Source organism: Streptomyces lienomycini, assembly GCF_027947595.1.
Taxonomy (GTDB): Bacteria; Actinomycetota; Actinomycetes; order Streptomycetales; family Streptomycetaceae; genus Streptomyces; species Streptomyces lienomycini.
On sequence record NZ_CP116257.1, the window covers coordinates 4,151,771 to 4,165,512 of the forward strand.

General features: G+C 69.0%; 12 protein-coding genes and 2 pseudogenes. 5 read left to right on the forward strand and 9 right to left on the reverse strand.

Annotated elements, in window-relative coordinates:
- Window positions 1-63 precede the first annotated feature (63 nt).
- Window positions 64-672 (reverse strand): D-Ala-D-Ala dipeptidase VanX, encoded by a 609-nt coding sequence (gene vanX / locus BJ961_RS18775; RefSeq protein ID WP_271413946.1) that lies wholly within the window; start codon window positions 670-672, stop codon window positions 64-66.
- Window positions 669-1,523 (reverse strand): annotated as a pseudogene (locus tag BJ961_RS18780) (D-alanine--D-alanine ligase family protein); the annotation flags it as partial. The pseudogene BJ961_RS18780 and the gene vanX, both read right to left, overlap by 4 nt.
- A gap of 43 nt (window positions 1,524-1,566) precedes the next feature.
- Here BJ961_RS18780 and BJ961_RS18785 point away from each other — a divergent pair.
- The gene (locus BJ961_RS18785; protein WP_271321273.1) at window positions 1,567-2,853 is read left to right on the forward strand and encodes an IS256 family transposase; all 1,287 of its coding nucleotides are present in this window, start codon (window positions 1,567-1,569) and stop codon (window positions 2,851-2,853) included.
- Window positions 2,854-2,894: 41 nt separating this feature from the next.
- Here BJ961_RS18785 and BJ961_RS18790 read toward each other — a convergent pair.
- The 3 genes and pseudogenes from BJ961_RS18790 to BJ961_RS18800 all read right to left on the reverse strand — a co-directional run.
- Window positions 2,895-3,890 (reverse strand): annotated as a pseudogene (locus tag BJ961_RS18790) (D-isomer specific 2-hydroxyacid dehydrogenase family protein); the annotation flags it as partial.
- 94 nt (window positions 3,891-3,984) lie between these two features.
- Window positions 3,985-5,193, reverse strand: a complete 1,209-nt coding sequence (locus BJ961_RS18795) for a lipid II:glycine glycyltransferase FemX (protein WP_271413947.1) — start codon at window positions 5,191-5,193, stop codon at window positions 3,985-3,987.
- 121 nt (window positions 5,194-5,314) lie between these two features.
- On the reverse strand, window positions 5,315-6,403 hold the full coding sequence (locus BJ961_RS18800; RefSeq protein ID WP_381160987.1) for an endonuclease/exonuclease/phosphatase family protein: 1,089 nt from the start codon (window positions 6,401-6,403) through the stop codon (window positions 5,315-5,317).
- An 87-nt stretch (window positions 6,404-6,490) separates the two neighbouring features.
- Here BJ961_RS18800 and BJ961_RS18805 point away from each other — a divergent pair, with 87 nt between their 5' ends.
- Together BJ961_RS18805 and BJ961_RS18810 are read left to right on the forward strand one after the other, a co-directional pair.
- Window positions 6,491-7,189 carry a response regulator transcription factor gene (locus BJ961_RS18805; protein WP_271413948.1) on the forward strand — a complete coding sequence of 233 codons (699 nt, stop codon included), beginning with the start codon at window positions 6,491-6,493 and terminating at the stop codon, window positions 7,187-7,189.
- The gene (locus tag BJ961_RS18810; RefSeq protein ID WP_271413949.1) at window positions 7,182-8,276 is read left to right on the forward strand and encodes a sensor histidine kinase; all 1,095 of its coding nucleotides are present in this window, start codon (window positions 7,182-7,184) and stop codon (window positions 8,274-8,276) included. The genes BJ961_RS18805 and BJ961_RS18810 overlap by 8 nt, the downstream gene beginning before the upstream one ends.
- 139 nt (window positions 8,277-8,415) lie before the next feature.
- Here the strand turns inward: BJ961_RS18810 and BJ961_RS18815 are convergent, their stop codons facing one another.
- The 3 genes from BJ961_RS18815 to BJ961_RS18825 all read right to left on the reverse strand — a co-directional run bounded on the left by BJ961_RS18815 (window position 8,416) and on the right by BJ961_RS18825 (window position 10,841).
- Window positions 8,416-8,721 carry a hypothetical protein gene (locus BJ961_RS18815; protein WP_271413950.1) on the reverse strand — a complete coding sequence of 102 codons (306 nt, stop codon included), beginning with the start codon at window positions 8,719-8,721 and terminating at the stop codon, window positions 8,416-8,418.
- A 25-nt stretch (window positions 8,722-8,746) separates the two neighbouring features.
- Window positions 8,747-8,902: a hypothetical protein gene (locus BJ961_RS18820; protein ID WP_010059700.1), complete on the reverse strand. Its 156-nt coding sequence runs from the start codon at window positions 8,900-8,902 to the stop codon at window positions 8,747-8,749.
- Between the two features lie 724 nt (window positions 8,903-9,626).
- A complete protein-coding gene (locus tag BJ961_RS18825) occupies window positions 9,627-10,841 on the reverse strand; it encodes an SMI1/KNR4 family protein (RefSeq protein ID WP_271413951.1) in 1,215 nt (404 codons plus the stop codon).
- A gap of 342 nt (window positions 10,842-11,183) precedes the next feature.
- On the opposite strand from BJ961_RS18825, the gene BJ961_RS18830 reads away from it, so the two are divergent.
- Window positions 11,184-12,089: an alpha/beta fold hydrolase gene (locus tag BJ961_RS18830; RefSeq protein WP_271413952.1), complete on the forward strand. Its 906-nt coding sequence runs from the start codon at window positions 11,184-11,186 to the stop codon at window positions 12,087-12,089.
- A gap of 143 nt (window positions 12,090-12,232) precedes the next feature.
- Here BJ961_RS18830 and BJ961_RS18835 read toward each other — a convergent pair whose 3' ends face one another.
- Window positions 12,233-13,096: an NAD(P)-dependent oxidoreductase gene (locus BJ961_RS18835; RefSeq protein WP_271413953.1), complete on the reverse strand. Its 864-nt coding sequence runs from the start codon at window positions 13,094-13,096 to the stop codon at window positions 12,233-12,235.
- 80 nt (window positions 13,097-13,176) lie between these two features.
- Between BJ961_RS18835 and BJ961_RS18840 the strand changes: the two genes are divergently transcribed.
- Window positions 13,177-13,539, forward strand: a complete 363-nt coding sequence (locus BJ961_RS18840; protein ID WP_271413954.1) for a MerR family transcriptional regulator — start codon at window positions 13,177-13,179, stop codon at window positions 13,537-13,539.
- Window positions 13,540-13,742 lie beyond the last annotated feature (203 nt).

The following is a 13,742-nucleotide window of genomic DNA, read 5'->3' on the forward strand; positions in this document are numbered from 1 at the left end:
ACGCGGTACCCGGTGGCACCTTCGCGGTGGGGTGAGGAATCCAGGTCCGGACCGTCCGCTTGGCTATGCGATGGGGAAGTCGAAATAGGTGTCCGGGTGCGGTTCGTCCTTCAGCGTGTAGTGCCACCATTCACAGGCGTAGGAGTCGAAACCGCAGGCGCCCATGACCGAGCGCAGGTGCCGACGGTTCGCCGCCTCGACCCGCGTGATCCCCGGTGCGTCATGGTGCGAGACCGGGTCCATGAGGTCATGGTCCCCGCCCATCGGCGCGAGTTCGCCCGTGGCCAGGTGGTACAGCGTCAGATCGACGGTGCTCCCCCGGCTGTGACCCGACCTGGCGGCCACGTATCCCCGGTCGAACATCTCGTCCCTGCCGATGTTCGGATAGTGCCTCGCCTTCGTCCGGCCGTCCTCCAGCTGTCGGGACCAGTGGAGAAAGCAGTCCACGGCCCGCTGTGGGCGGTAACCGTCCCAGAGAAGCAGCCCGAAGCCGACGGACTCGGCCCTCTCCGCCGCCCTTCCCAGAGCCGCACACAAGGCCTTCGTGCCGACGATCCGGTTCGCCAGGTACCCGTCCACCGGCCTGCCGGTGAAGTTGTCCCACGTGGCGTACTTGGCGTCCCACCGTATTCCGGACACCAACTCGTCCACGAAGGCGAAGTCCCCCGTCATCGGTGCTTCCCCGTCAAAGCCAGCGATACCGTCCGGTCGATCACTTCGGAGAGCGGCAGACCGGCGGCTGCCATCATCCTCGGATAGCGGCTGTACGAGGTCATGCCTGGCAGGGTGTTGACCTCGTTGAGGACGACTTCGCCGTCGCCCTTGAGGAACATGTCCACCCGCGCCAGTCCTCTGCATCCCAGGACGCGGTACACGTCCTTTGCGGTCTCCTGTACGCGCGTCCGTGCCTCGGCCGGGATGTCGGCGGGAACGATCGCCGTCGAGTTCTCCGAGCCGCTCTCGGGCTCCTCCTCCTGGTGGATCCGGAAGAACCCGTGGGAGAGGGCGATGCGATCCACTTCGCCCGTGACCAGTTCCAGGTCGTTCCCCAGGACGGCGCAGCCGATCTCGCTGCCGTGGACGGCCTCTTCGATCAGCACCTTCGCGTCGTACCGCCGGGCGTCCTCCAGCGCCGCCGGCAGGTCCTCCTGCCGGGACACCCTGCTGACGCCGAAGGACGAACCCGAACGGGCCGGCTTCACGAAGACGGGGTAAGTGAGCCGGTCGGAATCAACGTGCTCGTCTCCCATCACGGTACGGAAATTCGGCGTGGCGATCCCCGCACTCCCGGCGACGACGTAGGCGAGGGACTTGTCCATGCACACGGCGGAGCTCTGGACGTCACAGCCCACATAGGGAATGCCGGAGAGTTCCAGCAGGCCCTGCGTCGCCCCGTCCTCGCCGAGGGTTCCGTGCAGGACGGGCAGGACGACGTCCAGGCGGATCGTCGCGTACCGCCCCTGCTCCAGCACGAGCAGCCCGTGGACGCTCCGGTCCGGCGACAGCACGGCCGGACGGGGGTCTGTACGGTAACCGGTGTAACTCCCGAGCAAGAAGCGGAAGTTGATGACTGACGTGATGCGTGAGACCGGTACCGAGAGTGGCGTCGGCGAGCTGGCGGCCGCCGTGGATGACGAGCTGATCGGTCAGCTGGTGACCCGAGCTCAGGCCGACGGGTTGAAGCTGACCGGTGAGGGCGGCCTGCTGCAGCAGCTGACCAAGCGGGTGCTGGAGTCGGCGCTGGAAGGTGAGCTGACTGATCACCTGGGTCATGAGCACGGTGAGCGGGCCGAGGGCGGGCGGGAGAACTACCGCAACGGCCACCGGTCCAAGACTGTGGCCACCGAGGTCGGCCCGGTCGGGATCTCCGTCCCGCGGGACCGGGCGGGGTCCTTCGAGCCGATGCTGGTCAAGAAGCGACAGCGGCGTCTGGGTGGGATCGACGAGATGGTGCTGTCACTGTCGGCAAAGGGTCTCACGCACGGTGAGATCTCCGCGCACCTGGCCCAGGTGTACGGGACCGAGGTGTCGAAGTCGACCATCTCCACGATCACCGACAGTGTGGTCGCGGGCATGGTGGAATGGCAGAACCGGCCGCTGGACGCGGTGTATCCGGTCGTCTTCATCGACTGTGTGCACGTCAAGGTCAGGGATGGGCAGGTTGCCAATCGCCCGGTCTACATGGCATTGGCCGTGACCGCCGAGGGGACCCGGGACATCCTGGGGCTATGGGTTGGCGATGGCGGCGAGGGAGCCAAATACTGGCTCCAGGTCCTCACCGAGATCAAGAACCGGGGCGTGCGCGACGTCCTGATGCTTGTCTGCGATGGGCTGACCGGACTCCCCGACGCGGTGAACACCGTCTGGCCTGCGACGATCGTGCAGACCTGCGTGGTTCACCTGCTTCGTAACAGCTTCAAATACGCGGGCCGGCAGGACTGGGAGAAGATCGCTAAGGCTCTCCGGCCGGTCTACACCGCGCCCACGGAGGATGCCGCCACGGAAAGGTTCCTGGAGTTCTCGGAGGAATGGGGTGCGAAGTACCCGGCCATCGTCCGGCTGTGGGAGCGGGCCTGGGCGGAGTTCGTGCCCTTCCTTCAGTTCGACGTCGAGATCCGCCGGATCGTGTGCACGACCAACGCGATCGAGTCCGTGAACGCCCGAATCCGCAAGGCCGTCCGTGCTCGCGGACACTTCCCCACGGAACAGGCCGCCCTGAAGTGCGTCTACCTCGCAGTAATGAGCCTGGACCCGACCGGGACCGGAGCGAAGCGTTGGACCAGGCGATGGAAGCCGGCTCTCCAGGCTTTCGACATCACCTTCGACGGCCGTCTCACCGCGGCCCAACTGTAACTACCACCCCACGAGTTACACCACTCGCTGTACAGACCCAAGTTCAGGCAGTTGATGATGGAGTTCTCGACCGTGTCCCTCAGGGCGTGGTCGGTGTAATAAGCGGTGTGCGGGCTGATGAGCACGTTCGGCATTTTTTGCAGCCTCGGCAGCAGCGTGCTTTCGATGGGCCTGTTCCTGCGGTCGGCGTAGAAGATTCCCTCCTCCCCTTCGATGACGTCCAGCGCCGCACCGTTCAACCTGCCGCTCTCCAGCGCCGACACCAGGGCCTCGGTGTCGATGAGTGGTCCGCGTCCGGTATTGACGACGAACGCTCCCCTCTTCATCTGCCGCATACGTCGCTCGTCGAGGAGGTGATGCGTATCCGCGCCCAGCGGAACGTGCAGCGTCACGATGTCGCTCGACCGCAGCAACACGTCGAGGGGAACGTAGTCGGCCGTGTCCCTGTCCCGAGTGCCGTGGGCCAGGACACGGGAGCCGAAACCCCGGAGCCTGTCCACGACCGCCGTCCCGATGCGTCCCGTTCCGATCACCCCGACGGTCAGGTCGCGCAGCTCCCTGCCGCGCACCTCGGGCAACCGGTAGTCGTGGAGGTCCGTGCGGCGGACGGTGGCTTTCGCATTGCGCACCGCCATCAGCATGAGCATGAGGGTGTAGTCGGCCACACTGTCCGGGGAGTAGACGACGTTCTCGACGGAGATGCCGATACGTGCCGCGTATTCCACGTCGATGTGGTTGCAGCCGATACTCCGTGTGGATATGTACGTCACACCTGCTTGACGAAGCGCGAGAAGAGCGGTCGGCGTGACAGGCGCCTTGTGTCCCACGCTGATGCACCGGTTTCCGGAGGCCAACTCGACATTGCCTTCGGTCAGGGCGGCCTCCGTCAGGGTCACTTTCACACCGAAGTGGGGTGCCATCTGACGGAACAGGTCGGCCTCGTCATGCCCGCAGCCGTACACCGTGATCCCCGTCACCGGAACGGCCGAGGAGATCGATGGGGCCGAGGCGGCCGGGGATGCCTGGGAAAAGGTCATGTCCCCAGTCAAGGCGGCGCGGTGTTGCCGGCGCGTATGCGATTTTCTATATCCCGACGATACGTTACCGGCCGGTAAGGTAAGGGGTGAGCCCTCAACGCCCGCGCCGTTTCATGTACAGGTCGAAGGTCCGGTAGACCAGTGGCCGCAGCGGCAGGTCCCACTCACCCACGTACCGCACTGCCTGACCGCCGGTGCCGGCCTTGAACTGGATCAACCCGACGTGCGGGTCGTCGAGGTCGAGGGTCGGGGTGATGCCGCGCAGGTCGTAGACGTCGCAGCCGGTGGCCAGCGCGTCGCGGATCATCGCCCACTGACAGGCGTTGGAGCCCCGTACCTCGCGTTTCCCGGTGGACGAGGCGCCGTAGGCGTACACCGCGTGGGTGCCGACGCGGACCATGACGGCGGCGGCGACCAGGTCGCCCCGGTGGCGGGCCAGGTAGAGTCCGATCCGCTCGGGATCCTCGGCGCCGAGCACCGAGAACATGGTCTCGAAGTAGCGCAGCGGCCGGGGTGTGAAGCGGTCCCGCTCGGCGGTATGGACGTAGAGGTCGTGGAACGCCGTCACATCCTCCCGACCGCTCACCTGACCGTCGGTGACCTGACCGCCCGTGACCTCTACGCCCTCCTTGGCCGCCTTCCTGATGTTGCGCCGCCACAGCTGGTTCATGCCCCTGAGCAGGTCGTCCTCGGTTCTGCCGGCCAACGGGATCTCGTACTTGAACTGGGGGTGCCCGACGCCGAAGCCGTCCTCCGGGCTCTGCGGCAGCCAGCCCGCGCCCCTGAGCCGGTCTGTCACCCGGGCGCCGACCGGGTCGGTCCAGCTGGCGGGCACATCGGTGAGCCGCCGCGTGCCCGGATCGGCGATGCCCTCCTTGATCTCGTCCGAACTCCAGACGTGTGTACGCACCGGCCCACCGAGCCGGATGGCGAACGCGCCGCCTGCCTTGAGGTGGGCGGCCAGCGGGTCGAGCCACGCGTCGACGTCGCCGGTCCAGTCGATGACCGGGCCCTCGGGCAGATAGGCCAGCGTGAAACGCTCGAGCCGTGGCACCGGCCGGTGCAGGACGAGCCCGGCGCCGACCAGTCGCGGGCCGTCGTACCAGCCCAGGGACTCGCTGCGCCACTCGGTCTTGACGCGCCCCCAGGCCGGGGTCTGCAGGAAACTGACCGAGCGCTGTGCCCGTACGAACGCCAGGTGCTCGGCCGCGCTGATGGGCCGGACGGTCAGGTCCACGCCCGCCGCCCCGGGCGGAAATCGACGGGAACGGGCCATTGGTCGTACTGGTTCGCTGTAGGACATACCGCCAGTCAAGTCGGCGCGGTGTTGCCGACACGTATGCGATTTTCGATACATCGACGATATGTCCGGGCGAAGCGGGGCGGGCGGCCCCGCACCCGCCCACGCGCCGGTCGGGCGACGCTCACCAGCTGATGCCGGCCGCCACCGGCAGATGGTCGCTGCCGGTGGCGGACAGCACCCACGAACCGGTCGGCTCCAGGCCGCGCACCAGGATCTGGTCGATCCGCGCCACCGGGAACGTCGCCGGCCAGCTGAAGCCGAAACCGTCTCCTGCCGCGTCCTGCGTCGAGTGAAGCTGCGAGGTGATGCCCGCCAACGCGCGGTCGTCCAGGCTTCCGTTCAGGTCACCGAGCAGTATCACCCGCTCGCTCGGGTCTGCGGCGAGCACATCGCCGAGTGCCCGCGCGTTCCGGTCGCGGGAGTCCGTCCAGAAGCCCGCCCGGGGATTGAGGCGTACGGAGCCCAGGTGGGCCACGTACACCACCAGCGGTCCCCGGTCCGTGGCCACCGTGGCGCGCAGCGCCCGGCCGTCGGCCGCCTGGACGTCGGCGGGCTTGGTGTCGGCCAGCGGCCCGTAGTCCGTCCTGATGTCGACGGGTCGCGTGTGAGACAGCGGCAGCCGGCTCCACAGCCCCACCGTGCCCTGCACCGTGTGGTACGGGTACGCTCCCGCCAGTTCCTTCTCGTACGCTGTCCGGTCCTCCGCGGTGATCTCCTCGAGGGCCAGCACGTCGACCCCTGAGGCGACCAGGTGGCGGGCGGTGCCGGCCGGGTCCGGGTTGTCGGCGCCGACGTTGTGGGTGGCCACGGTGAGGTCGCCGCCCGGTTCGGACTTGTCGGCGAGCAGCCCGCCGAAGAGGCTCAGCCATACCGTGACCGGAAGCACCAGAGCGAGCACCGCAGCGGCCGATCGGCGCCACAACGCCCCGGCCGCCAGCACGGGGACGAAGAGCCCGAACCACGGCAGGAAGGTCTCCACGAGACTGCCGAGAGACCCGATCCGGTTCGGGATCTCGGCGTGCAGCAGCATGACCAGGCCCAGCAGCAGCGCGGCTCCCGTGAGCACCGGGCCCCGCTTCCAGGCTCCCGACCGGACAGCCCGACGCAACGCGGCGAGCGGCAGCCGACTTCTTGCTGGGGCGGTCCCTCTCGTTGCTTCTGCTTCCGGTGTTGTTGTTGGAGGTGCAGCTGGTGGTGAGGTCTGGCGCATACGGTGAGTGAACGGGGCGCGGTGTTGCCGACACGTATGCGGTTTTCGATATGCCGACGATATGCGCCCACTCGTAACCTCGACGGCATGCGTGTTCTGATTGTTGAGGACGAGCCCTACCTGGCGGAGGCGATTCGCGACGGCCTGCGCCTGGAGGCGATCGCGGGCGACATCGCGGGGGACGGCGACACCGCTTTGGCGCTGCTGAGCATCAACGCCTACGACATCGCCGTCCTCGACCGCGACATCCCGGGCCCGTCCGGCGACGAGATCGCCGCGCGCATCGTCGCCTCGGGCAGCGGAATGCCGATCCTCATGCTCACCGCGGCCGACCGCCTCGACGACAAGGCCTCCGGCTTCGGGCTCGGCGCCGACGACTACCTCACCAAGCCGTTCGAACTGCGGGAGCTCGCGCTCAGACTCAGGGCCCTCGACCGCAGACGCGCCCACAGCAGGCCTCCCGTGCGCGAGATAGCCGGTCTGCGCGTCGACCCGTTCCGCAGAGAGGTCTACCGGGACGGCCGCTACGTCGCGCTGACCAGGAAGCAGTTCGCGGTACTCGAAGTGCTGGTCGCCGCGGAGGGTGGTGTCGTCAGCGCCGAGGAACTCCTGGAACGCGCGTGGGACGAGAACGCCGACCCCTTCACCAACGCGGTCCGCATCACCGTCTCGGCTCTGCGCAAGCGCCTCGGTGAACCGTGGACCATCGCCACCGTGCCGGGCGTCGGCTACCGCATCGACACAGGGGCGGCCGTGGCCGGGCAGGCCGGTGGTGACCGTGGATAGACGGCGCGGCTTGAGTGTCCGTCTCAAACTCACCCTCAGCTACGCAGGCTTCCTCATGCTGGCGGGCGCCCTGCTGCTCGCGGCCGTGGGAGTGTTCCTCCTGCGCCAGGGGTGGTTGCTCACCAACGAACGGGGAGCGGTGAGAGCGACTCCCGGCACGGTCTTCCTCCGCAGTTTCGCCCCGACGGCAGCGGGGGTCATGGCGTTCCTCCTGGTGTTCGGCCTCCTGGGCGGATGGTTCCTGGCCGGACGGATGCTCGCCCCTCTGGACCGGATCACACACGCCACCCGTACGGCTGAGGCCGGGTCGCTGTCCCACCGGATCCGGTTGCCGGGTCGCAGGGACGAGTTCCGCGAACTCGCCGACGCCTTGGACACGATGCTCGCCCGCCTCGAAGCCCACGTGGTCGAGCAGCAGCGCTTCGCGGCCAACGCCTCTCACGAGCTTCGCACCCCGCTGGCCGTCTCGAAAGCCCTCCTCGATGTGGCCCGCACCGACCCGGACCAGGACACCGACGAGATCATCGACCGCCTCCACTCCGTGAACACCCGGGCGATCGACCTCACCGAGGCCCTCCTCCTGCTCAGCCGCGCCGGCCAGCGCTCCTTCGCCCGGGAACACGTCGACCTGTCCCTCCTCGCCGAGGAGGCGACCGAAACTCTCCTCCCCCTCGCGGAGAGACACGGCGTCATCCTGGAAACCGGCGGCGACGTGACCCCTTCAGTCGGTTCGCCGACCCTCCTCCTGCAACTGACCACGAACCTCGTCCACAACGCGATCGTCCACAACATCCCCGGCCGGGGCAGAGTCTGGGTCCACACCACCCCCGGCGCCCACACCTCGCTGCTCACCGTCGAGAACACCGGCGAACTGATCAACGCCCACCAGGCCTCGACCCTGACCGAGCCGTTCCAGCGCGGCACGGAACGCGTACACACCGGCCACCCGGGCGTCGGCCTGGGCCTGGCCATCGTCAACACCATCACTCAGGCCCACGACGGCACCCTCACCCTCACCCCCCGCCCCGCCGGCGGCCTCCGCATCACCGTGGAGCTACCGACGAGCCCTCCGCGTTCCGGAAGATGAGCACCGCAAGAACAGGGCCCGGCGCCGGTGCCGTACGCAGACCGCGCCGACGCGACCCCGAGGGGCCGGCTGAGTCCCCTTCGGGAACGATCACACCCAGGCCGGGGTGTGCAGGCTGGGCGGTGGAGCAGGAGGCGTGTCACCGGCCGCCGCTGCTGTGCACGGTGACTCTCCGGTCGCCCGGCAGGGACGGTGGGTGGGCGACGATCGGCGCGCTGTTCGCCCTTCCAGCGTGCCGCCGCAGGGGGGTGCGGCGAGAGATGGACTTGCCCATCCGGGGCGGGGCCGCGACGACCAGCGCACCGAGGTGTAAGACCTCGGTGCGCTGGTCGTCATCAAGGTGGCGGATCGCGTGGTAGATCTGGTTGCTCAACTGAGACTTGTGGGTGCCCTCGGCGTAGGAGGCGGCAAGGGCGAGGAGCTCGTCAAGAGGTCCTTCCTCCACCCCTCCGCACCGGCCGACTCGCTCATTAGAAGAAGTGCTTGCGTCCGCCGACCGCGCGGCCGGTCGCACCCAGGATCCACAGGATGGCGCCGACCAGAATGAGAATGCCACCGATCGTCGTGAGCAGACCCATGCCGACAAGCAGGCCGATGATCAGCAGAATAAGCCCGAGAATGATCATTTCAGAACTCCATCGTCAATTGCGACTCAGGCGTGTGCGCACATAGGCCGCACAAGGCCTGAGTTCGCCCCCTTGTTGGTGGATCCCGATCCGTTCCGGATGCCAGGATCTCGGTGCGATAGCCCTTGTGCCCGGCGACACAGTGTTCACGCACCCCTTCGAAAATTCGTTCACGAAGTGGCTGCTTAACCGGGAGGTCGAGTTGACCCGGATCGTGGACTTCGCGTCGGGTGGTGTACTTCTTGCTCGCTCTCGCGCTGTGCGAGACGCTTGCCGGGCCTGTCGCCCGCCCTGGGCAGGACGGGTCCTTCCACCCGGGCCTGCGCACGGTGGCTGCCGACCCTGGTCGAGTGTGGCACCCGAGCGCTCGTTGCCGCCGCCTTCGGACCGGAGTCCGAGGGGCGAGGTTCCTCGTGCGTTTCGGGGCCCGCCGTGTCCCCACCCCGGCCGAGCACCTGGGTGACGGTTCCTCCCTCGCCCGCATCGGCTACGGCGTCCTCCGGGAACTGCTGCCGGTCCGCGTGATCGAGGCGACCCTCTGGGCGACCTCCTGCCCGCGCCCGAAAGAACCCGACGGGCAAGTACGCCCGAACGCGAGACAGCCCTCCACAGACCCAGGACTACACCGTCCGCACCGCCGTCGCGTTCTTCGCCCACGACCGCAACAGCCGCTCATGGCCCTGACGCAACGGTGCTGAGGCCCCAGCCCGTCGCCTTGGGGCCTTCACCACGGCACGCCCGACCCGAACGGTTCGAAGAACATGACGTCCAGCGGATGCAGGTCCCGGCCGGTCAGACCGGGGAAGCCGGATTCGGCGGGGCCGCCGCGCAACCACGTGAGCAGGGTCGCCGTGAAGTCGCCTGTCAGGGGCGGTCCTTGGTCCCCGTGGCGTGGGTTGACGGCTACGCGCCACGTCTCGGGCGGGCCGTCCGCGCACCAGCCGATCTGGTCCCCGTCGATCGTCGACGCGAACGGCAGGAAGCCGCCGGGCTCGGGCCACGCGGGCATCGGGTAGTACTGGGGATGGGCGGCGCGCAGTTGGCGGTATCCGTCAAGCATGTCCTCGACTGCGGCCGCGAGCCCCTGCTCCCGTGACCGGTCCAGGGACAGTGGGGCGCTCATGTCCAGCCACCAGCTCCAGTTGCCCGCCCCGTACCGCTCTGCGAGCGCCACGAAGTCCGGCGGCAGCCGGGTCCCGAGCCGCTCGAAGACCCGCTCCCATGTGCCCTCGCCCAGATACGGCTCCAGGGGCGGTGGAACCAGCGCCATGACGGCGTCAAGGCCCAGGCCCTCGGTGAGCGCCGCGTGCTGCCGCGCGTCCACGGCGGTGCCCGCAGGCGGTGGCGACCAGGGTGCGGCCCCGGCCAGCGGCGGCCAGACCCGTATCCGCGAGGACAGCGGGCCCAGCAGCCCGCCGGGCTCGCCCGGGTGCGGCACGCCCGTGCGCAGCAGCGTGAACAGCAGCTCCAGAAGGGGGACTTCGTAGTCCACCCAGGGCTCGCCCGCCCCGACTGCCACATTCGTGGTCATGAGCGTGACCGGCCACTCGTCGGGGTCGTCCGACACGCCCGTGTTCCAGAAGAGGTGGTCACCGCTCCTCGTCGTGGCGAAGGCGAGCAGGCCGCCCTCCTCGGGCAGGAAGGGGCGCCGACGCGCGGTGAACATGCCGGGCCGGATCGCCGAGTGCCGGTGCGTCTCGACGATCCATGCTGCGTACTCGAAGCGGCCGTCGGTGCTGACGCACGGGGGGTGGAGCCGGATCGCCGCGTCCGGGCCGCCCATCTCGGCCGCACCGTACGCCGTCACGAGCGCCTTGTAGTCACCGGGCAGCGGGGTGCCGAGCCAGCCCTCGACCGCCGCCCAGTCGACGGCGGGCGCCGGGCCGGGCGGCGGTCCGACGAGACCTGTGAACGCGGTGACCCGCGCGGAGTGATCCATGGAGCCGAGGATGCCATCCGCCACCGACATCGAGACTGGGACCTGACAGCGTTCGGGCGCCTGACGCCGGTGGTGCTCCGGGCCGGACCCGGCGGGGCTGCCACCCGCGCTGGAAGGCTCGGAGGGCGTCCGGGCGGTCCGGCCGCTCCCGGCGCGCGGGTCGGAGCCTGCGAGCCGCACGGCAGGGTGATTCTGGGTCCACCCCTGTGGGGGGTGCTGGACCGCTGGTGGGCGGCACGGGCCGTTCATAGCGTTGTGTTCATGATGGATGACACGAACGAAGAACGAAAAGGCGCCACCCGACGGACGGCGCTGCGTGGGCTCGGACTCGCGGTGGGAGGCATGGCGCTGGCCACCGGGCTGGGAACCTCGCCGGCTGCGGCGACCCCGCATCGCGGGCTCGTGACTTACGTGCTGGTGCACGGTACGCACAGCGCCGGCGCGTTCTGGATGCCGATCGCGCGGGAACTGGTGCTGCGAGGCCACCGCGTCATCATGGTGGACCAGCCGCAGCACGGCGCGGAGGCCTTCGTGGCGGAGTCGTACCAGCGGCAGGACCTCACAGCGATGGCGGTCGAGCCCTCCCCGCTGAAGGGCCTCGGGCTGGACGACTACGAGGCGCGCGTCACGGGCATCGTGCGGCAGGCCGCACGGAACGGTCCGGTGGTGCTGGTCGGGCACAGCCTGGGTGGCGTGTCGGTCAGCCGTGTCGGCGACGCCGTCCCGCACCTGCTTCACCACATCTGCTACATGGCGGCGTTCTGTCCCAGCCGCGTCCTGCCCACGGCGGACGCCTGCACGGCGGCACCCGAGAACGCGAACGCCGTCAGCCCGGTGGAGCTGACGGTGGGTGACCCCGACCGGCTCGGGGTGTTGCGGCTGAACTTCCGTACGGGTGTCAGCGGTGAGCTGGCCCTCCTGAAGGAGATGATCTGCGCGGACTACCCCGACGCCGACTTCCGCCGGATACTGGCCGGCATGCAGACCGACGAGCCCGTCGCCGCCTATGCGGGCCGAGCGGTCGGCCGGGCCGGCGGTTGGGGACGCGTTCCCCGCACGTACCTGCGTTTCGGCAGGGACCGTACGATCGCCACCGCGCTCCAGGACAGGATGATCGCGGAAGCCGACGCGTCCACACCCGGCAACCGCTTCCGTGTGCACGATTTCCCCGGGGCGTCACACGTCGGCCCGCTGGATCCCACCCCGGTTGCGGACGTCCTGGACACGCTCGCGGGGCAGAGGAGATAGGTTCTGTGCGGCGGACTATGTGCCCCCTCTGATTGAACACCGCCGTTCCCGAGCCGTTCAGAGGTCGCTTTCCAGCGCCCGTGAACCGGCTGCCAGCCGGCAGTGCCGGCCGACCTGGGTGAGGACCTGGCGCTGCGAGCGGCTCAGCGCTTGCGGAACTGTTCCACCAGCGCCACGTATCCGCTGCCGCCATGGCCGGCGGTCGCCGCTCGTTCCGCCAGCGCCATGACGAGCCTCGGCAGCTCGGAGTTGACGCCGAGCACTTCGCTCTCCTCGACCACCTGCCTCATCGCCGTCAGGTGGGTGTTCACGGTGCCGTCGTCGGCCGGGTAGACGCCGTCGTCGGCCTGGCGTGCGTAGCCCGGAAGCCAGCCTGCCACCATGTCGATCGCGGTCCGTGCGACGGGGAGGTACGCCGTAGCGGACACGCCGGCCGAGCCGAGAATCGCGGCGCCGTTGAGGAAGCCGTCGAGCATGCTCCACATGAGGACGAGCGTGGCCATCTCGTGTGTGGCCGACAGTCCGGGGTCATCACCGAGGTGGAGCCCCGTGCCGAGACTGCCCAGTGCGGACTTCTGGGCGTCGTACAGTGATCGTGGTCCACTGTAGGCGAGTACGGCGTCAGCCGTGCCGACTGCCTCCGGGACGGCCATGACCCCGCCGTCGAGGTATCCGCCGCCGCGGCGCACCACCTCCTCGGCGAGCTCTCGGGCGCGCGAGGGCGTGCCCGAGGTCAGGTTCACCACGACCCGATCGTCGAGTGGTCCCTCGAGGACGTTCATCACGGCGTCGTAGTCCGATACGCAGACCACCACGAGCGGGGCGGCCGCGATCGCGGCCGCCGGGGATTCCGCGAGCGTCGCGCCCCGGGCCACGAGGTCGTCCGCCTTGGCCGACGTGCGATTCCACACGGTCGTCGGGTGTCCCGCGCGCAGGAACGCCCCGGCGAGGGCGCCGCCCATCAGTCCGAGGCCGAGAACCGTGACAGGTGGGGCGGTGTGCATCATGTGCTCCTTCCCTGGTCGGTGGCGCAAGGTGGCACTATCGTCAACGTTCACACCGGTATGAAGGTCAAGGGGGATTCCGCGTGCTGATCGGGGAGTTGAGCCGGAGGACCGGGGTGAATCGGCACCAACTGCGGTACTACGAGACTCAGGGCCTGCTGGTACCCGGCCGCGGCGGCAACGGCTACCGCGAGTACGGCGAGGACGCCGTACTGACCGTGTCCCAGATCAGGAAACTGCTGGACGCCGGGCTGTCGACACAGGAGATCGGGTACCTCCAACCGTGCGTCACGGGCGGAGACCCCGATCTGAAGCCCTGCCCGGAGACCCTGGACCTGCTGCGGGCGCGCACAGCCGCACTGGACGAGCAGATCGACACACTCGTCCAGTCCCGCCGGACACTGCGTGAGTACCTGGCGGCCACGGAGGCAAGGGCGGCCGGCTGACGACACTGTGACCGCAGGCGCTCCGCGTTCGACGAGGAGCAGCGGATCGACTTCGCGCTGCCCCTCCCCCTCCGACGCACCCGCAACCAGCGGGGCAAGGAGCTGGGGAGCCCGCTGCGAACCGGCGCCGGGGCGCGTATGGGCCGGAACTCCGGTACGGACTGGACGCGTTCGGCGGCACGAACGACAGGCGTCGCCCGGCG

Coding starts and splice junctions, on each gene's coding strand:
- BJ961_RS18785 (WP_271321273.1), top strand. CDS start 1,567: ATGACTGACGTGATGCGTGAGACCGGTACCGAGAGTGGCGTCGGCGAG.
- BJ961_RS18825 (WP_271413951.1), bottom strand. CDS start 10,841: ATGGATCACTCCGCGCGGGTCACCGCGTTCACAGGTCTCGTCGGACCG.
- BJ961_RS18835 (WP_271413953.1), bottom strand. CDS start 13,096: ATGATGCACACCGCCCCACCTGTCACGGTTCTCGGCCTCGGACTGATG.
- BJ961_RS18795 (WP_271413947.1), bottom strand. CDS start 5,193: ATGTCCTACAGCGAACCAGTACGACCAATGGCCCGTTCCCGTCGATTT.
- vanX (WP_271413946.1), bottom strand. CDS start 672: ATGACGGGGGACTTCGCCTTCGTGGACGAGTTGGTGTCCGGAATACGG.
- BJ961_RS18800 (WP_381160987.1), bottom strand. CDS start 6,403: ATGCGCCAGACCTCACCACCAGCTGCACCTCCAACAACAACACCGGAA.
- BJ961_RS18820 (WP_010059700.1), bottom strand. CDS start 8,902: ATGATCATTCTCGGGCTTATTCTGCTGATCATCGGCCTGCTTGTCGGC.
- BJ961_RS18830 (WP_271413952.1), top strand. CDS start 11,184: ATGGCGCTGGCCACCGGGCTGGGAACCTCGCCGGCTGCGGCGACCCCG.
- BJ961_RS18805 (WP_271413948.1), top strand. CDS start 6,491: ATGCGTGTTCTGATTGTTGAGGACGAGCCCTACCTGGCGGAGGCGATT.